Origin of the sequence: Coprococcus sp. TM115-187 (assembly GCF_027679115.1) — a bacterium.
Lineage (GTDB): Bacteria > Bacillota > Clostridia > Lachnospirales > Lachnospiraceae > Allocoprococcus > Allocoprococcus comes.
Map to the genome: position 1 here is coordinate 128,224 of NZ_JAQEKS010000003.1, position 23,851 is coordinate 152,074.

At 41.7% G+C, this 23,851-nt stretch carries 16 protein-coding genes; 5 read left to right on the forward strand and 11 right to left on the reverse strand.

All coding sequences use genetic code 11. The features are described 5' to 3' along the window. Positions 1–6: 6 nt before the first annotated feature. Together PGW42_RS03750 and PGW42_RS03755 are read right to left on the reverse strand one after the other, a co-directional pair. Positions 7–1,938: a diguanylate cyclase domain-containing protein gene (locus PGW42_RS03750; protein WP_173825259.1), complete on the reverse strand. Its 1,932-nt coding sequence runs from the start codon at positions 1,936–1,938 to the stop codon at positions 7–9. Between the two features lie 214 nt (positions 1,939–2,152). Next, positions 2,153–4,276 (reverse strand): CocE/NonD family hydrolase, encoded by a 2,124-nt coding sequence (locus PGW42_RS03755; protein WP_270203013.1) that lies wholly within the window; start codon positions 4,274–4,276, stop codon positions 2,153–2,155. Between the two features lie 258 nt (positions 4,277–4,534). Between PGW42_RS03755 and PGW42_RS03760 the strand changes: the two genes are divergently transcribed. Continuing rightward, positions 4,535–5,635 carry an endonuclease/exonuclease/phosphatase family protein gene (locus PGW42_RS03760; protein ID WP_270203014.1) on the forward strand — a complete coding sequence of 367 codons (1,101 nt, stop codon included), beginning with the start codon at positions 4,535–4,537 and terminating at the stop codon, positions 5,633–5,635. 64 nt (positions 5,636–5,699) lie between these two features. Here the strand turns inward: PGW42_RS03760 and PGW42_RS03765 are convergent, their stop codons facing one another. The 6 genes from PGW42_RS03765 to PGW42_RS03790 all read right to left on the reverse strand — a co-directional run bounded on the left by PGW42_RS03765 (position 5,700) and on the right by PGW42_RS03790 (position 11,960). Next, entirely contained in the window at positions 5,700–5,966 is a 267-nt protein-coding gene (locus PGW42_RS03765; RefSeq protein ID WP_330418901.1) for a cation:dicarboxylate symporter family transporter, read from the reverse strand. Between the two features lie 35 nt (positions 5,967–6,001). After that, the gene (locus PGW42_RS03770) at positions 6,002–7,105 is read right to left on the reverse strand and encodes a GntR family transcriptional regulator (protein ID WP_270203015.1); all 1,104 of its coding nucleotides are present in this window, start codon (positions 7,103–7,105) and stop codon (positions 6,002–6,004) included. A 140-nt stretch (positions 7,106–7,245) separates the two neighbouring features. Then, a complete protein-coding gene (locus tag PGW42_RS03775; protein WP_117557348.1) occupies positions 7,246–8,217 on the reverse strand; it encodes an ABC transporter permease in 972 nt (323 codons plus the stop codon). A 10-nt stretch (positions 8,218–8,227) separates the two neighbouring features. After that, positions 8,228–9,727: a sugar ABC transporter ATP-binding protein gene (locus PGW42_RS03780; protein ID WP_118218637.1), complete on the reverse strand. Its 1,500-nt coding sequence runs from the start codon at positions 9,725–9,727 to the stop codon at positions 8,228–8,230. A gap of 19 nt (positions 9,728–9,746) precedes the next feature. Further along, positions 9,747–10,697: an ABC transporter permease gene (locus PGW42_RS03785; RefSeq protein WP_173825247.1), complete on the reverse strand. Its 951-nt coding sequence runs from the start codon at positions 10,695–10,697 to the stop codon at positions 9,747–9,749. Between the two features lie 102 nt (positions 10,698–10,799). Continuing rightward, the gene (locus PGW42_RS03790) at positions 10,800–11,960 is read right to left on the reverse strand and encodes a sugar ABC transporter substrate-binding protein (protein ID WP_173825245.1); all 1,161 of its coding nucleotides are present in this window, start codon (positions 11,958–11,960) and stop codon (positions 10,800–10,802) included. Positions 11,961–12,498: 538 nt separating this feature from the next. On the opposite strand from PGW42_RS03790, the gene PGW42_RS03795 reads away from it, so the two are divergent. The 3 genes from PGW42_RS03795 to PGW42_RS03805 all read left to right on the forward strand — a co-directional run bounded on the left by PGW42_RS03795 (position 12,499) and on the right by PGW42_RS03805 (position 16,090). Further along, positions 12,499–12,954: a MarR family winged helix-turn-helix transcriptional regulator gene (locus PGW42_RS03795; RefSeq protein ID WP_117824464.1), complete on the forward strand. Its 456-nt coding sequence runs from the start codon at positions 12,499–12,501 to the stop codon at positions 12,952–12,954. Between the two features lie 3 nt (positions 12,955–12,957). Beyond that, positions 12,958–14,289 (forward strand): MATE family efflux transporter, encoded by a 1,332-nt coding sequence (locus PGW42_RS03800; protein ID WP_270203016.1) that lies wholly within the window; start codon positions 12,958–12,960, stop codon positions 14,287–14,289. 208 nt (positions 14,290–14,497) lie between these two features. Next, positions 14,498–16,090, forward strand: a complete 1,593-nt coding sequence (locus tag PGW42_RS03805) for an aminotransferase class I/II-fold pyridoxal phosphate-dependent enzyme (RefSeq protein WP_270203017.1) — start codon at positions 14,498–14,500, stop codon at positions 16,088–16,090. A gap of 261 nt (positions 16,091–16,351) precedes the next feature. Here the strand turns inward: PGW42_RS03805 and PGW42_RS03810 are convergent, their stop codons facing one another. The 3 genes from PGW42_RS03810 to PGW42_RS03820 all read right to left on the reverse strand — a co-directional run bounded on the left by PGW42_RS03810 (position 16,352) and on the right by PGW42_RS03820 (position 22,042). Next, positions 16,352–17,836, reverse strand: a complete 1,485-nt coding sequence (locus PGW42_RS03810) for an AAA family ATPase (protein ID WP_118218629.1) — start codon at positions 17,834–17,836, stop codon at positions 16,352–16,354. 283 nt (positions 17,837–18,119) lie between these two features. After that, positions 18,120–20,909 carry an SbcC/MukB-like Walker B domain-containing protein gene (locus tag PGW42_RS03815; RefSeq protein WP_270203018.1) on the reverse strand — a complete coding sequence of 930 codons (2,790 nt, stop codon included), beginning with the start codon at positions 20,907–20,909 and terminating at the stop codon, positions 18,120–18,122. Next, positions 20,906–22,042: an exonuclease SbcCD subunit D gene (locus tag PGW42_RS03820; protein WP_270203019.1), complete on the reverse strand. Its 1,137-nt coding sequence runs from the start codon at positions 22,040–22,042 to the stop codon at positions 20,906–20,908. The genes PGW42_RS03815 and PGW42_RS03820 overlap by 4 nt, the downstream gene beginning before the upstream one ends. A gap of 455 nt (positions 22,043–22,497) precedes the next feature. On the opposite strand from PGW42_RS03820, the gene PGW42_RS03825 reads away from it, so the two are divergent. Beyond that, entirely contained in the window at positions 22,498–23,673 is a 1,176-nt protein-coding gene (locus PGW42_RS03825; RefSeq protein WP_270203020.1) for an MFS transporter, read from the forward strand. Positions 23,674–23,851: the final 178 nt, after the last annotated feature.

Sequence of the window (23,851 nt, forward strand, 5' to 3'; positions counted from 1 at the left end):
TCTTTTTTATGCCTCGTAACGTATTTCTTCTTTTATTTTATCCTGGATTTCCACAAGAACTTCCATTAAAAGCGGATTGAACGCTCCGCACTCTCCGTTCAGGATCATCTTCATCGCCTGCTCATGTGAATACGCATCTTTATATACACGCTTACTCACCAGTGCATCATAAACATCTGCCACAGATACAACCTGTGCCGCAATTGGAATCTGTTCTCCGATCAGACCATCCGGATACCCTTTACCATCATAACGTTCATGATGCCATCTGCAGATCTGGTACGCGATCTTGATCATCTTCTCATCCTTATAATGCTCCAGCTTATCCAGCATAGAAGCACCAATCAGCGTATGCTCTTTCATAGTCTCAAATTCTTCTTTAGTCAGCTTTCCAGGCTTATTCAGAATCGACTCATCAATTCCAACCTTACCGATATCATGAAACGCGGATGCTGTTGAAATCAGATAGCAGTCATCCGGCGTCAAATTATATGCATCCGTATTCTCAACAAGTCTTTCCAGAAAAAGTCTCGTCAATGTATTGATGTGGACAACATGAAGGCCGCTCTCTCCATTACGAAATTCCATAATCTGGCTTAGAACTTCTACCATCATCTGATTGTTCTTTTCCTTTTCATGCATCTGATCGGATACCATGGAAATCAGCCTTCTCTGTTTTGCATACAGCTTGATCGTATTAAATACACGCTGGTATACAACCTTGCTGTCAAAAGGTCTGCTGATGTAATCGGATACTCCAAACTTGAACGCTTTCCGGATATAGTTCTCAGATTCCTCGCTGGATATCATAATTACCGGCACATCTTCAATCCAGTGATTCCGGTTCATATACATCAGAATTTCAAAACCGTCCATAATCGGCATCACGATATCAAGCAGTACCAGTGATATCTCTTTCCCGTATTGTTCTATTAGCGAAACGCATTCCTGTCCGTTCGTTGCTTCAATGATCTCAAAATCATCTTTCAGCATCTCACAGAGAATCGCACGGTTCATCTCTGAATCATCGACAACCAGGATCCGCTGTTTAATCTGGTTATGCTTCTCGTACTGCTCTCTTTCATCTTTCTGTGTAACCACTTTATTCTTCGTAGCCTTCGCCTGATACATCAGCTTGTCCGCTCTGTTCACGGCTTCCTCAATACTGTCTCCTTCCGTCAGCACGCCACCGGCACTGATAGAAAGCCGCAAATTCAGGTATCCCGGAACATTTGCATTATAGATACGCTCCTGTATCAATTGCAGTTTCTGGCTAAAAACTTCTTCCGTAACTTCCGGCATCACAAGAAGGAATTCATCCCCGCCAAAACGGATCAGCTTATCCGTCTTACGGATATTTTTCCGGATAATATCTACAACCGTATAGAGTGCCATATCCCCTGCCTGATGTCCGTAGGTATCATTATGCAGTTTAAAATCATCTAGATCGATCAGTGCAACCCCGGCATTTTTCTTCTTGTTCTTCATCTCATCCTCATAATACCGCCGGTTGTATGCATCTGTCACTGCATCTCTGTATAACCTGTCATTGTAATGTACAAACATATCTATCAAACGCTCATGATTGATCTCTCCAATCGACCAGTCACCATCCAGGCAACGGATCAGCTCGAGTACATATGGCTTCTCATCTACTTCTATATAACGTGCGATCACCTGATAAATCTTGCCATTTACAATCTCCAGCTTTCCTTTTTCTTCTTTCGTGGTCGCTGCACGCATCGCTACACAGTTATCACAGGGTGTTTCCCGTTTCCAATAATGATAGCATCTCTGCCGCTCATTGATTTTTCTCCATTCTTCATCGATATCTGATATATTTCCAATCGGGAAAAGACGGATCTCCTGAAAGATCTTCCGAAAATGTCGGATTTCTTCTTCTAATTGTTCTTTTGTCATTCGTTCTTCCGCGTTCATGTCTTTTCCTCCAGACTTCTACTACGCAGTTTCCTGTTATTTTCATTTCTAATTATTTTACAATATTTACCAAAAAATAAAAAGAATTATCCCGATATATCTTAAAATTTTTTTCTGAAGCATAGGATACATCTGCATTACTGTAAAAAAGGACCACCAAAGCCTGTTTGGTGATCCTTCATGAAATACTTATATAACTATTCTTTTATGTAATTTATTTTCTCGTCATCACACGATTTTCTACCGCTGCAGTCATCGGAACTTCCGCTGTTACTGATGCATTCTCGATTTCCACAGAATAGGTCTTGTGGATCAGACAGTTGATCGGATCTTCTGTCGTGATGACCAGTGCCAGACTATGTCCAGGCTCTACCGTATATCTTGTCGCATTCAGATAAATATGGTAATCATGGTATTCACCCTTTTTCAGTTCGATACTGTTCTGTGCTGTCTCCGGTTCATATCCTGCTTCCGGATTGCACAGATCTGCAAATGCCCGTGTGATCACACGGTATTTCTTATGTACAGTAGCAAACTCCGCTTCATTCCATGCCGGAACCTCTCCTCCGCTGATAATTCCGCCTTCTTTTACCACATTGACCGGAATTGTATTTCTCTGCGGATCTACAGACTGAATGCTGTCAAATTCTTCATCGCACACGTCACAAAGAAGAAGAGTAAGCTTCACATCATCCATACGTCCTGACATTTCATGCATTCCAAGCTTCATCGTCAGAGTATCTGCATCATTACTGTTTACCGGATTGAAATCTGCTTCTGCATCTCCATCTTTTAACGCTGCTCTTAATCTTACGCAAGTTGTTCCCTGTAATGTCACTGCCTCTTTAAACGGATCCGTCACATAACGCTGTGCCATATTGCTTGATCTCACACCCATCACATCATCGAAGTTCTCTGCACTGACACCCGCTGCTTCCCAGTCTGTATCGATTACAGTTGTTCCCTGTTCTTCGCATGTAAGATTCATCTTATATGCTGTCTCCCAGGAATCTGCTGTCTCCCATTTTCTCTGGTCATAGTTCATCTGCACCAGGATTGCCGGTCTGTTCTCTGCACCATTTTCAACTCCGTATAAATAATGAGAAATCCATTCATTGATAATATCATCATAGAATTTACCATCCACAAGGATTCCATATCGCTTCGGCATCGTTGGTGTGATATGTGCACCTTGATGAAGGATTGCTTTTACATTCTTTCCTGCCTCCTGGAAAGATTTGTACATCATCTCATACTGCTTGGTAGACACGTTCTCGTCATTCAGTCCCTGTACGATGAGTGCACTGCATTTGATCCGGTCTGCATGAAGACGATAATTTCCCATACCCCAGAATTCCGGATTATAGTCAAATCCACCCTTGATCTGCTGAAGGCTCATCTCATGATGGAACGCTCCCATGTCATCCCGCTGCTTCTCGGTTAATGTCTCATCATTGTAACGGCTGGAACAAAAATAAGCAAGGAAGCTGTTCAGCATTTCTTTCGGCCAGTACCGCTGTGCGCCCTGCATGTTCTGCTGGCTGTACCAGTCCGCGATTCCTGCGATCGGTACGATTGTCTCCAGTCCTTCTACTCCTGTTGTTGCCACTGCAAACGGCATGGTTCCGGCGTAAGATCTTCCTGTCATGGCAACCTTTCCGTTGGACCAGTCTGCCTTTGTCTCAACCGTTCCTTCACGGTCTGCATATCCGATACGGTCTCCATGCAGCCATTCTACAATTGCTTTGAAAGCGTCTCTTTCATAGTCTGAACCAACATAATTGAATCCGTCAGATCCTTTTGAACCAAATCCCGCACTTAAAACAACTGCAAATCCACGTACAAGATAATAATCAAAGGTGTCGATATTTTCAAAAACCATAATGTTATTATTTCCTTTATCCGGATAATACCAGTCTGCCGGATCTGCTTTTAAAGAAAGATCCATTGCACTGATACATCCCTGCGGAACATGCGCATCCACTTTTTTGTCAAGATCTGCAAAATTAACCGGATGATATTCTTTTTCTGCCACTTCTTTCATATGCGGATATCCATCTTCCTGGACTCCCGCCGCATATGGACGTGCTTCATATAAAGTTGCAGCCTTATAATTCCCCTCTACTGCACTTCTTGGTACCTGGACAACAGCTTTCACAAGATCTCTTTTTCCATCTCCGTCCACATCGTAATCCGTTTCCACATAAACACAATATCTTACGATACTGGATGTTGCCGGATCATACTTTTCTCCTGTCTTTCCATCTGTAAGTGGAAATACCGGCTGTGCAAGTCCGTTCTCAAATACTGGTACTTTGCTGTAATTCTTTTCGTTCATGGTAAACCTCCCAAACATTAAATAAATACTCGGATCTAATCACATATTATTTCCCCAATATTATTGTGATTTCATTTCTCCATTTCCTATTATAACGAGATGCAAGAAGAACTTCAATGAGATTTTTCGCATTATTTTATAGTTTACTATACCTGTTTTCTTTTCTCAATTCTATAGAAATAATCTTTTAAACATGCTATAGTAAACTTATATTTTACATAGATTTATCTGAAATTTAACAAACAAAAAGGGGATATTATGAAAAAGAACATAAAAAAGATATTAAAAGTTCTCGGAATCTTCCTGCTTATCATTCTGGTTGCGCTGATTGCATATCTGATCTATCTCTTTGCAAGCTATCACCGAATTCCGGATAATCAGGCTTTGAAGATCGAGAAAACTTCCGGTGGAACAGCCGCAGCTGACACACTGACAACCGAGAAAGAATATTCCGCTCTGACCTACAATGTTGGTTTCGGAGCCTACACGCCGGACTTCAGCTTCTTTATGGACGGTGGAAAATCTTCCTGGGCAAAAAGTAAGGAAAGTGTCGAATCTGATATTCAGGGTGCCGGAGAACTGGTTGCTTCCAAAGATCCGGATTTCGCACTGATCCAGGAAATTGATCTGAACTCTACAAGAAGCTACCATGTAGATGAATATTCAATTTTAAAGGATACGATTCCAAGTTACAATACGGTATTTGCACAGAATTACGATTCCGCATTCCTTTTTTATCCATTCACACAGCCGCATGGTCGCAGCCGTTCCGGACTTGCTCTTTTCTCCAAATATCCGGTTACGGATTCTCTGAGAAGAAGCTTTCCGATATCGACAAGCTTCAGCAAGTTCTTTGACCTTGACCGCTGTTACAGCATTTCCAGAGTCCCTGTAGATAACGGGAAGGAACTGGTTATCTTCCTGCTGCACATGTCTGCTTACGGCAACAGTGATGCGATTCGCGAAGCACAGATCCGTATGCTGAGTGCAGATATGGAAAAGGAATACGAAGCCGGTAATTATGTACTTTGCGGTGGTGATTTCAACCATGACCTTAAGGCATCCGAAAAAGATGCAGAAAATTGTGAGTCCTGGGCTTATCCATTCCCACGCGAAGAGCTTCCGGAACACTTTTCATTCTGCCTGGACAATCTTTCTGACAGTGAAAAGGATGCTCTCTGGGACAGTGCACGGAATGCAGATATGGAATATGTACCTGGTGTGACCTACACGGTGACGCTGGACGGATTTATTACTTCCGATAATATTGAATACACAGAATATGAAAATGTAAATACCGGATATAGCTACTCGGATCATGATCCGGTGTATATGAAATTCAAATTATTAGATGAATAATATGTAAAAAGGCAGCTGATCTTTTCAGACCAGCTGCCTATGTTTTCGTCTATTTTCTTTCGTCCTACTTCAGATCAATCTTCTCCTGCAATACCACACATCCTGCCATATCACCAATAACATTTACACAGGTTGCTCCCATATCGCAAAGCGTATTGATACTGATATAAACGCCCATAACACCTGCCGGAAGTCCTGCCATCGTAGCAAGTGCCGCAAAGGATGCGATCGCAATACTGGAAATCTGGTTGGAAACACCAAGTTCATTCTCCACACAACTCTTACTGATCGGAATGGTTGCCGAGCTTGAACAGGTTCCGAATGCATTCAGTGCTGCCGGATTTCGTCACCTGCTTTTCACTCTTTCTATATTTTCCGCACTGAGTTTCCATCTTTAATCTTTACCGGAAACCGGTACGAATAATTTTTCTGCTGCCAGTTTGTATCATCCATCATACGCAGAAGGTGTTTTGCTGTGATACGCCCGAGCTGATACTTTGGATGCACTGCTGTCACCAGCTGGATACTGGTACTTGAATCCTGAAGCTCCGCATCATCAAAGGATACCAGTGAAATATCCTCCGGCACATGCAGCCCCCTCTCTTCCAGAAACTCCATGTAATAATCTGCCACTTCATCATTGTAGACCATCATCGCTGTACAATCCTTCGTCCGTCTGTACATACGGAGAAGTCCTTTTTTACTCAGCTTTTCTTCCATATCTTTTGTTGAATACCAGCGGATACAGTCATCATCAAATTTTACACCGTAATCCGACAGACACTGAATAAATCCTTTGTACCGCTCAATTCCCTGCATATCATCATATTTGAAAATTCCACCAATCCTGCGGTGTCCGTTCTCGATCAAAATCCTGGTCAGCTCGTAAGCCGATCTGGAATCCGACATTTCCACACTGTCAAATGGCACATTTTCATAATGATTATGAATAAACAGCGTCGGAATATTTTTTCTTTTGATTTCTTTATAAAGACGAATGTTTGGATTTGGAAATGCAGATCTTGATCCCTCAATGATCAGACCACTAACATTACTTTTCAGCAATCCCTCCAGATAAATTGCCTCATCATTCAGACGGTTCTTCGTTACTGCAACCTCAATTCCATACCCTTTTTCTGTCAGCGAAGCTTCAATCCCATCATATACCCGTGGAAACAGATAATCAGAATAATAGCTCAGAAGAAGACCTATCTGTGGTCTTTCTCCATTTACTCCATTGCTGTCGTAAGAAACATAGGTTCCGCTTCCCCTCACACGGGTAATCAGACCTTCTTCCTCTAGCTGCTGCAGTGCCGTCCTCACGGTCTGTCTGGAATACCCAAACTTCTTCTGAAGACTTGTCTCTGACGGAAATTTATCCATATTTTTAATCACACCACTGGTGATCAGTGTGTGTGCCCAATTATATAATTTTTGGTATTTAAGTCCTTCCTGTTCTGTCTTATGCATAAACTCTCCATTTCTGCCACATAGACCAAAAATCAGGATCCGCAATCTTATTTGGACTGCAAATCCTGACTTCCGATCTGTATACATCCGGAAAATTCTTCTCGTAAACGAGAGCTGTCAGTTCCCCAATATGTAAATTATTATTTGATTACCTGGATAGATTCTCTGTCTGCGAATACTGCCACGAAGATCAGGAATACAATACCCTGAATGAGCTGCATCATCTGTGTTGTGAATCCCATCATTGTCAGTCCACTGTTCAGTACGATGTACAGTAAAGATCCAACAACAATATTTTCAAAACGAACCTTAGCGCCACCGGAAATCGGCATACCACCTAATACCAGCGCGATCAGAATCTGTGTTTCCAGCTGGTTACCACCTGAAGATGTAACCGATCCGACTTTGATTACATTGATAAATGCCGCAAATCCTGTAATTGCACCTGCAAGTACATAGATGAGGAATTTCATCTTATCTGTACGGATACCAGAGAACATTGCTGCTTTTTCACCGGCTCCGATTGCTTTCAGATAAGTTCCGAACTTTGTATAACGGAATGCAATGAATCCAATAATCAAAATAACTACCGTACATGCAACCTTAAGTCCTGTACTGTCATAGTTGATCAGTTTTGCAGAACCTGCAACAGGTGCATTTGTTGTAAGGTATTTGATAAATCCACGGAATAAGAACATGGTACAAATTGTAACAATGAAGGATTTAATCTTACGGAATACATAAAAGTAACCATTCAGAGCTCCAATTGCCGCACCAGATGCAATGCCACCGATAATTGCGAGTGGAATGCTTTTCTGTGAAAGAATACATACAACGATGGATGAAATACCGAGGATAGATCCCTGAGAGAAATCCAGACCTCCCATTGTCATAATGAAGAAAACACCCATAGCTGCAATCATAGTTACATATACCTGTGAAAGTACCAGTGACATATTTCCCATCATACGGAAATCTGTCAGAACATTAAATAACAGGAAAATAACAACCAATCCTACGATTGGCAGGAGCGAACGAATTAAGGTCATCTTAGATGCCTTTTTCAGCTGCTGCTCTTTATCATTTGTTTTTGCACTTACTTGACTTCCCATAGCTGCCTCCTTATACCATCATAGAAATAAGACCATTTTCATCGAGGTTCTTATCTCTATCCAGCTGACCACTGATTTTTCCATCTTTCATAATTATGATACGGTCGCACATACCGATCAGCTCCATCAGCTCTTCTGAAATCATGATAATGGATTTTCCATTTTTTCTCATCTGATTCATTAACTGGTAGATATCCTGTTTAACTTTGATATCAATACCACGTGTCGGGCTGTCCAGTACAACGATGTCAGAATCTTTTCCGATCCATCTTGCAAGAACGACTTTCTGTTTGTTACCACCTGAAAGATTTGATACAAACTGGTTTACATCTACCATCTTTACAGACATCTGTTTTGCATATTTGTCTGCAAATTCTTTACGCTTCTTGTCACTTAAGAGATGTGACTTTCCTGCCAGTTCATCCAGTGATGGGAGGCAGATATTGTCTCCGATACTCTGATTCAGAACAACAGATTCATTATCACGGTCTTTTGATGTGTACGCAATGCTGTGTTTGATCGCAGTCGGAATATCATTAATCTGTGTTCCATCTGCCAGTGTTACGCTACCTGTACGGTCATAAGATGCACCGAAAATAGCTTTTCCGATTTCATGCATACCAGATTCTGAAAGTCCACCGAATCCAAGGATTTCACCTTTATGAAGATCAAATGTTACATCTTCGATCAATCCAGGAACAGTAACATTCTTTACTGATAATACAACTTCGTCAGATACTTTTTCACCATAATCTGCACGATAATAATCACCTGTTACTTCTCGTCCTACCATCAGTTTCTTCAGATCATCTTCTGTTACATCTTTACTCTTAACAGTATCAATGTAAACACCATCCCGAAGGATTGTGATTGTATCCGACTTATCAAGGATTTCCGGAAGGTCATGTGAAATGAAAATAACTGTATTTCCACTCTTTCTGATTCTTTCCATATGTTTGTAAAGCTCTTCACGTCCTTCCTGTGAAAGAGCAGTTGTTGTCTCATCGATAACAACGATCTTCGGATCAAAATAGGTAGCCTTTACGATCTCGACCAGCTTACGGTCTTCGAAGTTGTAATTGTCGATCATGTCAGCTGCTTTAATTCTGTCAAAGCCATATTGCTTTAAAAGCTCTGTTGCTTTTTTGTTCATGGCATTTGTATTTTTAATTCCAAAATGTACGAACTGATCTTCATGTCCGAGGAAAATATTCTCTGCAACTGTAAGTCCTGACAGAGTTCCAAGTTCCTGTACGATGATAGATACACCTTCGTTGTTTGCTTCTACCTGGTTCTTCGGATGAATTTCTTTTCCGTCCAGAATGAACTGTCCGCTTCCAATGCTGTAGATACCTGTCAGCATGTTGGTCAGAGTGGATTTACCAGAACCGTTTTCTCCGATCAGCGCGTGAACCTCTCCTTTGTTTACATTGAAGGATACATTCTGAACTGCTTTTGTAATACCGAAGTTTTTACAAAGATTTTTTACCTGTAATCTTACTTCACTCATTGCTGTCTTCCTCCCTTCATTACTTGACGATTTCGCCCTTAGTAGCCTTTGTTGTCACAGTAATGATAATAAGCAGTGCAAGTCCTGTGATAACATCCTGGATTGCAGTCGGTGCTCCGAGAGCAATGAAACCGAAGAAAATGATGTTGATTACGAACTCACCGATGATGATTGCCGGAAGTGGCATTCCGTATTTCTTAAATGCAAGGCCAAAGAAACATCCCATAGTCGGAACGAAGTTTCGGCTCATAGATGCCATTCCGGTAACAGCTACCATAGAAGAACCATAACTGATTGTCAAGATCGCCATAACCCCAAGGAATGCACCACTTAAGATAAATGCAAGTACTTTATATTTATTTACATCAATACCCATATTCTTTGCAACGAACTCATCACTTCCGATTGCATAGGTATAAGTTCCGATTTTAGTGTAGTTTAAGAATATGTAAGCTACTGCACAAGCCGCTAATGCAAGGATGATATCCCATGGCATCTGACCAAATGCACGAATGTTTGCCGGAAGTGTCTGCTCAACACCGCCTGCAATATAGTTTGCGATTGACTCATAAATAAGAGCCAGACCGGTTGTTACGATCATTGATGGAATACGAAGCTTTACATAGAAGATACCGTTCAGTATTCCAACGATTGCGCCTGTAAGAACGCATCCAATAATAAGTCCAAAATAGCCCATGTTAAATCTGGTTGCAAATACACATCCAACGATTGCGGAAAGCATGATGTTTGCACCAATTGAGAAATCGAACATTCCCATTACCATTACAAAATAGAAACCAACTGCACCTACGGTAGCAATCAGGCTCGCCTGAAAGTAATTGAGCATATTGGAAAAGGAACCGAAGTTATGTGGTGTCAAGATTTTAAAGATCAGCCAGGAAAGTACGACCAGACCGATTAAGATCAGATATCCCATCACTTTCCCTGAAAGTTTTTTACTAGTGCCCATATTATCTACCTCTTCATAATTGTCATTTCTGATTTAGAAAAGGTGGCATCGCCTTTGCGACGTCACCCTTTCTGAGTTAATAGTCGTTATTATTTGTCTATCCTAGTTACCTGCACGTGATGCTGCATCTTCAATAGATACCTTAGCAGCTGTTGCCTTTAAGTCTTCCATGCTGAGTTTAGACATATCAACCAGTTCTTCATCTGTGTATGGAAGCTGGTCTACGAAATATTTCTCATATGCTTTGTAGTCATCTGGTGATGATACATACAGATATGGGAATGGAACATCTTCGAATTTACCACCGAAGTCTTTGTAGTTTCCTTTGATTGCATTGTAAACCATCATGAAGGAAATCAGCGGATCACAGTAATGTCCGCCAGATTCACCAGCCATAGATCCATTTTCAAGTCTTTCTCCAAGGTCTGGGAGGAAGTCTGTAGAAACGATATCAATATCACTTGTCTTGCCTGCACGTTCAACTGCTGCGATTGCTCCCTGAAGTGGATCTCCACCACCACCAGCTGGGATCAGTGCATCAAGATCTGGATCTGCTGCCATTAAAGCTTCTGCTGCTTTTGATCCACCTTCTGAAGTTGTACCTGCATACTGTGGTTCAGAAAGAGTTGCCTTATCGTTCGGGTTTTCTTTATTCCATTTTTCAACGCCTGCTTTGTAACCTTCCCATCTTCCAAGCCATGTAGCATCTCCCTGCTCCCAGCCAATAAGACCGATGTTACGATCTCCTTTTTCAAGAAGGATGTTTACAAGTTCTTCACCGTTTGCCGGTTCATCTTCATGTACAGCTCCGATGTAGTAATCAGAATCTTTAGCTGCCTGATAAATATCTGCGCTGTTCTTTTCACTGATTACACGGAAGAACTGTGCAAGATAAACTTTGTTGTCATTACATGTCTTAATAGCAGATGTCATTTCTGTATCAGATGAGTTACAGATGATGATTCCCTGGCATCCTGCTGCTGCAAGCTGTTCTACAGATGCTGTAACTTTTTCAGAAACATGTCCCTGGTCAACATACTGTACTTCGACATCAAGAGCTTTTGCTGCTTCATCAAGGATTTTCTTACACTGTGATCCAAGTACGTCTGTTGAAGACCAAATAGAAACACCAATTTTGATCTTGCCTGATTTTGAAGCACTCTTGTCAGAAGATCCACTTCCACTACCACCACATGCTGCAAGTCCAACTACCATTGTAGCTGCCATTGTAGCTGCTGTTACTTTTTTGAAAACTTTTTTCATATCTTCTCCTCCATCTCCGTTTTCTTGATGATTTGATTATATTATTTGACTATGGTTTTTTCAAGAAAATACAAGAAAGTTTTCTTCCAAAGTTGTATTGTAACCATATGTTTCACCCATCAAAAACTAGTATTTTTTATCTGTTTTGTGCATTATGCCATTATTCGAACCGATTTTTTTCGATAAAAACCAGTTTTTTGTGTGTTATGTGTAAAATTTTTATGAACTGACAATACAACTTTGGTTTATACATTACTTGTATTGTAAATGTATACAATCCACACAGTTGTATACCTGTTATCTTCTTTTATATTATGCAAAAGCAGTTCTTATTCTTTTATGTAAAGCTACACCTTCTATGCATTATCCACAACTCCCTCATCCTTCACCTGCAAAATTTACGCTTCATCCTTCACCTGCAAAATCAGCGCTTGACATAAGTCCGATTTCAGACTATACTCTTGTAAGTATGATTTCGGACTTACTTTGTATGATCGAAAATTCATTCATCTATATAATTGTATAAATGGAGGAAATTATGGATTCTACTATACTGATCAGCAAATATTTAAAAGAATACAATTGCTTATATAAAGAAGCAAATGAAATTTACCACGAAGCTGCCCGCAGACTGCATCTGTCTGACAGCGCTTTTGAGATTTTCTATGCACTTTTTGATATGGGTGATAACTGTCTGCAGCGTGATATCTGCAAGGCTTCCTGCCTGCCAAAGCAGACGATCAATTCATCCATCCGGAAACTGCAGGCCGACGGATATCTCACTCTTTCTCCCGGAAAAGGACGGAGTATGCATATCCATCTTACAGATTCCGGCAAGAAACTTATTCAGGAAAAGCTGCTTCCTCTCATCCAGATTGAAAATGATACTTTAGCTTCTTTCAGCCCCGAAGAATGTGAACAGCTTCTGCGCCTGAATGCTAAATATAATCATGCCTTACGTTCTAGGCTTTCTAAACTTGAGGAGGATCTATAAACTATGAAAATTCAATTATCCGAACATTTTACTTATAAAAAACTTCTGCAATTTGTTTTTCCATCTATTATAATGATGATTTTCACATCCATTTACAGTGTGGTTGACGGACTCTTTGTCTCCAACTTTGTTGGAAAAAGCGCTTTTGCAGCGGTGAATCTGATCATGCCCTTCCTGATGGGCATCAGCGCTCTCGGCTTCATGATCGGAACCGGTGGTAGTGCCATCGTTGCAAAGACGCTTGGTGAAGGAAAGACAGAAAAAGCCAATGAGTATTTTTCCATGCTCGTCTATATCACTGCTATCGGGGGAATCATTATCGCAATCCTGAGTATGTTCCTTGTAAAACCTGTTGCCATTTTATTCGGTGCAAATGGTGCACTTCTTGACAACTGTATTTTATATGGACGTATTCTTTGTATTTCATTGCCTGCTTTTATGCTCCAGAATGTATTTCAGAGTTTTTTTGTAACTGCCGAAAAGCCACATCTGGGACTTCGCGTAATCGTGATCGCCGGCGTGACAAATATGGTTCTCGACTTTTTATTTGTAGCTGTACTCCACCTCGGGCTTCCCGGTGCCGGGTTTGCGACTGTATGCGGAGAGTTTATCGGAGGACTTTTCCCGTTATTCTACTTTGGACGGAAAAATTCCAGCTTATTAAAGCTCAGAAAAACACATTTCCATGGCAAAATCTTATTAAAAACCTGCACCAACGGTTCGTCCGAGCTTATGACCAATCTTTCCAGCTCTGTTGTAAATGCTCTTTATAATATGCAGCTCATGAAATTTGCCGGTGAAGACGGCGTTGCAGCTTACGGAACGATCATGTATGTCAATTTTATCTTTGTTTCGATCTTCTTTGGTTATGCGATTGGAAGTGCCCCGATCGTCAGCTATCACTACGGCGCCAACAATCAGGATGAACTAAAGAATCTTTTTCACAAGAGTATCAGGCTGATTGGAACCTGGGCTGTTTCCTTATTTATCATCGCGCAGCTCATTGCAACACCACTCGCCACATTGTTTGTCGGTTATGACCAGGGGCTTTTTGAACTGACACGCAGTGGCTTCCGTCTGTACAGCTTTGCGTTCCTGATCAACGGGTTCAATATTTATGGCTCTGCATTTTTTACCGCATTGAACAACGGTCTGCTCTCTGCGCTGATCTCGTTTCTCAGAACACTGGTCTTTCAGATGGCTATAGTCCTTCTGCTCCCGCTTATTCTTGGAATCAACGGAGTCTGGTGTTCAGTTGCAATTGCTGAACTTTTAACTTTATGCGTTACCGGAACTTTTATCGTCCTGAAACGTAATACTTATCATTATTTGTGAACTACTCGGCAACTAAGTTACCAGAGCATCTGAATTTTGGCGGGATACCGCCTTTTTTCAGGGTGCCGTTGCTAGAATCAAACTTTTTGAACCAAAAATAATATTTGTTATTGAACCAAATCATTCGAAGTGCTATAATCAATTTAAGTTTTGAACTTCACTGTTTTATTTTTAAATTGAACTTTTTAGTTTGAAAGGAGATTTTCAAATGACAACTTTCTCAGATAGACTTAAAGAGGCGATGTATGCACAGAACCTGAAACAGATTGATCTGGTTCATATCGCCGCAGAAAATAATGTAAAATTAGGTAAAAGCCATGTAAGCCAGTACGTGAGCGGAAAAACTGTTCCGAGAAATGATATCCTCCATTTTCTGGCAAATACGCTTCACGTAGATGCCGATTGGCTGCTCGGTGACAGTCAGGAAAACTTTACTGCTCGGGAAAACAACTCCGTTGCCCCAAAAGCTCCGTCTACCACTAAGACTTCTGGTTCTGTCGGAACTTCAAACTCTTCAAAAAGAGGAACTACACCGATGAAAAAGACAATAACCGACAAAAATGATAATGCAGGAAGTTCTGCCATGCATATATTCAAAAAATCATCCAAACTCGATAATGTATTATACGATGTCCGTGGACCGGTTGTTGAAGAAGCTGCCCGTATGGAAGAACGCGGTACCCATGTACTGAAGCTCAATATCGGTAATCCGGCTCCATTCGGTTTCCGCACACCAGATGAAGTTATCTATGATATGAGTCAGCAGCTTTCTGACTGCGAAGGATATTCTCCATCTCAGGGACTTTTCTCTGCACGTAAAGCAATCATGCAGTATTCCCAGATCAAAAAGCTGCCAAATGTCACGATCAGTGACATTTACACCGGAAATGGTGTCAGCGAACTGATCAACCTGTGTATGTCAGCTCTTCTTGACAACGGAGATGAAATCCTGATTCCGTCACCAGACTATCCTCTGTGGACCGCCTGTGCAACACTTGCCGGCGGAAAGGCTGTTCACTATATCTGCGATGAACAGTCTGACTGGTATCCGGACATCGAAGATATGCGCCGTAAGATCACAGACCGTACCAAAGCTCTTGTAATCATCAATCCGAACAACCCGACCGGAGCACTTTATCCGAAAGAGGTTCTGCAGAAGATTGTTGATCTCGCAAGGGAACATCACCTGATCATTTTCTCAGATGAAATTTATGACCGCCTTGTTATGGACGGAAAAGAACATATTTCCATTGCTTCACTGGCACCGGATCTGTTCTGCGTCACCTTCAGCGGCCTTTCAAAATCCCATATGATCGCCGGATTCCGTATTGGCTGGATGGTTCTCAGCGGAAATAAAGCAATCGCAAAAGATTATATCGAAGGAATCAAGATGCTTTCCAATATGCGTCTCTGCTCCAATGTTCCGGCACAGTCTGTCGTTCAGACCGCTCTCTGGGGCAATCAAAGCGTCAACGACTACCTCGTTCCGGGCGGACGTATTTACGAACAGCGCGAATATATTTACAAAGCACTAACTGACATTCCGGGAATCACTGCCATTAAACCGCAGGCTGCATTTTATATGTTCCCGAAGATCGATGTGAAGAAGTTCAACATTATAAATGATGAAAAGTTTGCACTGGATCTGTTGCAGGATAAGAAAATCCTGATCGTACAGGGAAGTGGATTTAACTGGAAACAGCCGGATCATTTCCGGGTAGTATATCTGCCACGAATTGAAGTTCTGAAAGAAGCAGTGGGGAAAATTTCTGATTTCCTGAGTTATTATAGACAGGGGTAGTAAAATGACAGGCACCACCTGAAAAGAAACATAGGGTACGGGTTCCGTTGCACTGGGCATTCCGATGAGCTCCCGAAACCGTCAATTGTGTCAGCAATGGCTTCCACAATTGACTGGATCTCATCTCTATAGTGCAAAGTCACCCGTACCCTATGTTTCTTTTCCGGCTCCTTCTGCAATTTTACTGCATCTATAAATATTAACAGAAATAGAATCTTTTGACCTTGGTATCATCATTTACATTTTCATATTTTAATTTTCTTATGAAAGCAATGCTCTCACTGCTTCTCCATCAAACACAACTTCTTTTACATGATTAACCTCAATCTGATACAGTGCATTTGCCGCAATATGTTCGGCTGCCTGCTCCAGATCACGGATTCCTGATGTATTGGAATAAAGTTCAATTATCACATCAAGACCTTCATCTGTCACCGTACACTCGTCCCGACGAAGGCTCATTCTCTTCAGGATCTTCGGAAGTGCAAATCTGGAGAAGATGATCTTCTTCTCTTCCGGTGTATAATCCGGGATATCGATAACTGCAAAACGGGACATGATCGGTGCACTGATCTGATCTTTTTCATTGGCAGTTGCAATCGGATATACGCCAACTGTCGGAACGTTACACTCAATATAGTTATCCGTAAATCCAAGGTTATCAAGGAGTGTCAAAAGTACATCCGCTGGATTCCCATTTCCTTTTCCGGATGCTGCTTTGTCCAGCTCATTGATGATAAATACCAGGTTGGATTCTCCTGCTGCCGCAAATGCTTCCATAATAATTCCCGGTTTCGCATTGGCGTATACACGGGAACTTCCTGTAAGCTGTTCCGGATCGTTAATGGAACTCATATCCAGAGTTGTCCACGGAAGCTTCAGGATACGTGCAATTGCATAAGCGATCTGCGATTTACCGGTTCCGGCCGGTCCGATCAGAAGGATTCCATACGCCGGAAGAGTGTGCGTTCTGTTGATCTGGATGATTGTTTCGATGATTCTCTGTTTGACACGTTCCATTCCGTAAAGCTCTTCATCCAGGATTCTTCTTGCCTCATCCGGATCAATGGATTCAAAATAATTGCTCTTCCACTGAATATTCATCATGATTGAAAGAGCTCTCTGCGCATGTCTTCTTTCTTCCGGTGACACTTCGTGTGATCTTGCAACAGCAAGGTTTCTTCTTGCCCACAGACGGATATTGTCCGGAAGGGTTCTTCCTGCACAGTTCATAAAATCGGTGATACTCTGCAGGCTTGTCAGCTTCATGCTGTCGCCGTCTTCTTCCATTTCCTCATCCACTGCTTCTTCTGTCGGTGCACTGCTTGCGAAAAGACGCTCGATCATGAACTGCAGGAAACCATCTTCAGCTGAAAGCTTGGTTGCCCCACCGAATGCGATCTCCCGGATCTTGTATACTGCATAGCCGTCTGCACGGTTTTCACCGGAAAGACGGACATTGATGTGGTTCTCGCCCAGCCATTTGATCAGGCTTACAAATCTCGCATCGATCTGGAGAATGTCCGCACTTACAGTTCCATCTTCCTCGTCAAATTCAAAGGATGTCTTCTTAATCGGGTTGGTGAAAACACCACAGGAATGATGCTTCCATTTCCGGTTGCTGTTATCCAGAACCAGCATCGGTTTCTCCGCTGTCGCTTCTGTCTCATTCGAGCGGAATGTTGTATAAGTACATTCCTGGGCCTTTTTTTCATCTGGTGTGTGTTTAAAATCAAAAACTGGCATGATTTTTACTCCTTTTTCCTTTTATATTCGCTCTTTTCAAATTGTATATTCTTGCACATTTTATGAATAGTCTGTACCTATCTTAACACACTTGCTGCATATCTGAAAGTCAAAACCATTTCTTCATAGTATTTTTATTCACTTAGATTTTTATTTTCCTTCTGCTCCAGTCCCGCAAAAAACAGCTCATAAAAATCTTCCTCCCCATCCAGCTTCGGCAAATTCTCCCCACCTCCATTGGTGCTCCGCTTCATCTCAGCATGAAGTTTTTCTCCGGCACAGATCAGTCAATCTTAAGTTCCACTCTGCTGCCACCTGATTTTTCTTTTGTAACCACAATCTGTTTATCAATCCTTGCTTTTAATTCCTGTACATGGGAAATGATTCCCACCAGACGGTTGCCTTCCGTAAGACCATTCAGTGCTTTCATCGCCTGTTCCAGTGACTCTTCATCCAGTGAACCAAATCCTTCATCGACAAACATGGTATCCAGCTGGATTCCGCCTGCCGATGCCTGGATCTCATCAGAAAGTCCGAGTGCCAGCGAAAGAGAAGCTTTAAAGGATTCCCCGCCGGAAAGCGTCTTCACGCTTCGCTCAGAACCATTGTAGTGATCGATTACATTCAGTTCCAGACCACTCTGACTCTTCCGGTCATCCGTATCAGTCTGGCGTTTCAGCTCATATTGTCCTCCACTCATCACCATAAACCGCGTATTTGCACGGGCAATGATCCGGTCAAAATAATTGGTCTGGATGTAGGTTTCAAATTTGATCTTTTCTTTGGAACCTCCTTTGATTTTTCCGTTTACCGTATCGGAAATCTCACGCACCTGTGTCCAGTTCCGCTCAAGCTCCAGAAGCTTTGCACTCTGCTTGTCGATCGCATTCCTGATTTTCAGATTGTTTTCATAACGGATCCTGATCTCTTCCATCTGTTTTTGAAGCTCTTTTTTCGCACCTGATACTTCCTGTCGTGCCTGGACAAGTTCTTCCATATCGGTTTCTTTATTACCTGCAATCTGCTTCTCCAGCGTTTTCTTCTTCGTCTTTGCCGCTTCTACCGACTGACTGCAGTCCTGGAATGCCTTCTGGGCAGCACTCAGATTCTTATCAATCTCTTTTTTCTGCTTATCCAGCTCTTTGATCTTCTGTTCTGCTTCTGTTTTCTCCGGAAATTCCAGTTTGCCACGCACCTTCACAGCCTGCTCTTCTGCATTTGCTTTATCTCTCTCAGACACAAGGAGCTGATTCTTTCGCTCCTGTTCTTCCTCCTGAAGCTTTTTCTGCATCTGCTCCACTTCCGGGATCTCAGCTTCCAGTTTCTGCTTTTCTGCCACTGCTTCTTTAGCTACTTCCAGCTTTTTCTGTAATTCCTTTTCTGACTTTTCGAGGACATCCATCTGTTGACCGATCAACGCCAGCGATTTTTCAATCTCTTCTTGTATGCTGCTGTCAAAACTTTTCACACTCTTTTGGATTTCTTCTCCCAGCGCTTTTAACTGCACCAGCTTTTCATTTGCCTTAAAGCTTGCATCATTCGTCTTTTTCTCCACATCTGCAGTCTCTTTCCGGTATTTTTCAAGCTCTTCTTTTTCCGGTGCACCTTCCGTCATCTGTGCCGGACATGGATGGTGGACCGATCCGCACACCGGACACGGCTCTCCCGTTTTCAGAACCTTTGCAAGAATCCCCGCCTGCTCATCCAGAAATGCCCTCTCCATCCAGGCAAGCTGTGTCTTTCGCTCTGTACATTCCTCCTGCATGACAAGGTATGCCTTCTGCGCCTCTTCCACACTTTTCTTCTGTCTTTGGTATCTTTTATATTGAATAAGAATGTCTTCTGCCGCTTCTTTTCTTACTGAAACCTCTTTCTGTTCTGCTGTAACTTTCAGAACTTTTATTTCCGCATCCTTCAGCTGTTCCAGTAAATTCCTTTTCTGTTCCAGCTGTACCTGCATCTGCGCTTTCTTTTCCTGATATCGGCTTTCCCGGTCCTTTAATATCTCAATCTGTTTCTCAAGCTCTTTGATCTGTTTCTGAAGTTTTTTCAGCTCGTCATACTCTGCAAGCTTTTCCTGCCTCTTTCCGATCTCTTCTGTCAGCTGCTCTCTTTCCGGCACTTTTCCCTGTTCTTTCTTCAGTGCCATCTCCAGTTCTTTCAGCGTTGGTGTCTTCTCTGCTATCGTCTGCTCAGCTTTTTCCAGTTCCTTTTTTGCACGGATCACTGCCTCTGCCTTTCCGATTCTCTGGTTCAGCTCTTCCAGATCTTTCTCGATCTTCGTTAAATTCTTCTTCTTTTCTTTCACCGAATCTGCATCCTGATTTGTCAGAATTTCCAACACTTCCAGAACCTTGTCCGCATGAACCACCGCTTTGCTCTCACGGATCTTTTTCACATCCGTAGCAAGCACGTCATCCTCTTCGCAGCTGATATCCTTCATGTACTGCAAAATGCTTTTGCTGACATCCTCGTACTGTTCCTGCAATCTGCCGCTTGCATTTTTCATTTTCTCCTGAAATGCAAGATACGGTCTGGTATGGAAAATTTCCCGGAAAATTTTGCTTCGCTCCTCAGTTTTTGAAAACAGAAGCTTCATAAAATCTCCCTGCGCCAGCATTGCGATCTGAGTAAATTGTCCGCGGTCGAGCCCGATCAGTTCTGTCACTGCTTTCGTGACCTCTTTTGCCTTTGTGACCGGAAGCCTGTCATCCGGAAATTCCAGTACCGCATCCGCTCTTTGCAGCGTCATGCCCTCGCCCCTGTCCTTTGGACGCATGTACTCCGGATTTCTCCGGATATGGTAGTTCTGCCCCTGATAGAAGAACTCCAATTCCACAAAGGTCGGCGTCTTCGGATCCGCATATTTACTCCGAAGCATCCCCGGCTCTCTTTCATTTCCACTCGCTTCCCCATAAAGTGCAAATGCGATTGCATCAAAAATCGTGGTCTTTCCGGCACCGGTATCACCAGTTATCAGATAAAGCCCCCGCTCTCCAAGTTCATCCAGAAGGATCTCTGTCTCTTTTGCATACGGTCCGAATGCAGAAATCGTAAGTTTTATCGGTCTCATCTCTCATCCTCCCATATTTCTTCCATCATTCCTCTGGCAATCTCTTCCTGCTCATCCGTCATAGACTGGTTGTTCTGAAGCTCATAGAACTCTCTTAAAAGCTCCATCGGGGATTTCTCCTCTACTTCCGCCGTTCCTCTCACTGTCACTGCCGCTCTTGTCCGCAGATTGTCATAAGACAGCTTCATGATATTCGGGTAAATTGTTCTGAGTTTCCCGATCGCATCCGGGATATCCTCTTCATCTGTCAAAGTGATATGAAGATAGTCATCCGTTTTCATATCCTTGTAAAAATCCAGTGCAGTCACTTCCATATACGTGCCTCTGATCTCCCGCATATCATGTTTCGGCAAAAATGGAATCTGCTGAATATTTATTTTGCCTTTTTCTTCTACATCAACGATGACTGCTGCTTTTTTGTGATTGGTTTCAGAAAAAGAATATTTGAGCGGCGTCCCCGAATACCGCACTGTCTCTTTCCCGATCTTCTGCGGGCCATGGAGATGTCCAAGCGCCACATAATCAAATCCTTCAAATACAGCTGCGTCCACATCATCCACACCGCCTACAGAAAGCTCTTCTGAATCACATCTTGCCGCACCGGTCACGAACTGATGCGCAAGCAGGATATTTCGTTTGTCTGTGTCAATCTGCATATGCTGCACTGCCGCATTTACAGCATCCTGATAGGTGATGATTTCTTCCTCCGGATACACTCTTTTTACCAAAGACGGCTTCACAAATGGAAGCATGTAAATATTGATCTCACCGTACCGGTCACTTATCGTTATCGGTTCTACATCCGACTCAAATACCGGTGAAAGATAGATCTGTCTGCTGCTCATCAGTCTTGAACCGAAAGCAACTCTTTCTGCAGAATCATGGTTTCCACTGATCAGAAATACCGGCAACTCCCTCGCGGCAAGCCTTGTCAGGAAATCATCCAAAAGTCGCACTGCTTCCGCAGGCGGAATCACTTTGTCGTAAACGTCACCCGCGATCAGAACCGCTTCCACCTTCTGCGCATCGATAATGTTCAGTATCTCTTTTAAAATATATGCCTGATCCTCCAGCATGGAAAATTCATTCACACGCTTACCGAGGTGCAGGTCTGATAAATGAAGAAATCGCATGGTTTTCTTCCTCCATAAATGCCTGATTAAAGAATAATCACTTCTATTTTACAGGTATGTTCTTTCGTTGCTTTTTTGTAATTAATTCCTACAAGGTAATATCCAGATAAATCACATCGTAATGATTGAGATATTTTTCAAAAGTTGCATCCTCCGGTATCATCCAACGCTGTCCTTTTTTTTACTGCACCATATATTTATCCGCTTTTGCACAGCGCATTTACCTGACGTTTTGAAAGATTCCATTTATCTGCTGCCTGTAGAGATGTTATATATTCCATTGAATCCATCCTTTCTGACTTAATTTCTGTTATTCCAATTATAACCGGGAAGTGGGAAGTAAGCAACGCTCGCTTCCCACTTCCCTATATATTTCTTTCTTTATAAATTCATGCATGATATACTAAAGAATAACTGTATTTCATTCACAAATATTATCACAAAAAGGTACACTCATGAAACCATTTTATAAAAGCAAAAACTTACTTTTTTACACACTATATACGGTACTAACTTCCATCGCCCTGACCCGCGGAATTTTTCTGCTGTTTTTAACCCACAAAGGTTTAAGCGTTTCCGAAGTGGCACTTTATTCCATTGTGTTAAATATTTCCATCACCATTTTTGAAATACCTACCGGCTATTTTGGTGATAAATTCGGAAAACGGAACTCCCTGATGCTCGGATGCTTTTTACTCGCACTTCATTCATTTACAATGATAATCTCCAAAAAACCGGTTGCTTTTATGATTCTGGCAGGATTGGAAGGATTTGCCTACACATTTGTCACCGGTAGTAACAGTGCATTATTATATGATATTTTAAAAAGAGAGCATACTGAAAATGACTATTTGAAAATAAATTCAAAAGTTCTTTCACTTGAATCACTGACAATTGGTATTTCAATCTTTATCGGTGGAGAACTGGCTGCATATTCATGGAATCTTGTTTATGGTATTCAGATAATTACCATGCTCTTTGCAATTGTATTTTTAAAAAATATTGATGAACCGGAACATAATTCCAAAACAGTTCATCTCAAAACCGATTTCAAAAAATACAGACCTGGAACAATCTTATGCTTTTTCATTCTCATTTCCAGCATAACAGATGGTATATTTTGCGGATATTATAATATGAATCAATTGTTTTTAGATCGAATTCACATTACTGTTGCAACAATCGGACTTTTCTTTTCCGCATCGTATTTTATCAATTCAGCAGCCTACCTGTTAGTTGGATTTATTTTGAAAATATTAAATCGGAAACAGATATTTATATATGGTTTATTCATACAGGGATTTCTGTTTCTGCTATTGATGCGCATGAAAAATCCTTCTGTTTTCCTGATTTTTACAATTATTGCCTGTTTTATACCGGAAATACTTTTTGCTGTTTCTGACAGTATTATCCAGGATTATATAGACTCCAAATATCGTGCCACTATCTTGTCCGTTGTTTCTATGCTGCGCACTTGCACCACTGCTTTGTGCTATGGAATTATGGGAAAGGTATTTGATCAGATTTCTCTTGGATTTTTCTTTTTGGGACTTGCTGTTATTACACTGATTTTTGCGGGGTTGTCAACTATTGCCTGTTTTATACTAAATGATTCAATTTTTCATCCTTGACCTAACAAAAAAGCATAACCGCAATTTTCTGCAGCTATGCCTCTTGGCATTTGACCTTTCTGTTCTTATATACTTTGAAATGTAATTTCCCAGTATATAAAACAAACGGAACATAACTTTTTGTTATGCCCCGTCGCGTTTAATAGGGTGTAATTATAATTAGACAATTTTTATTTGT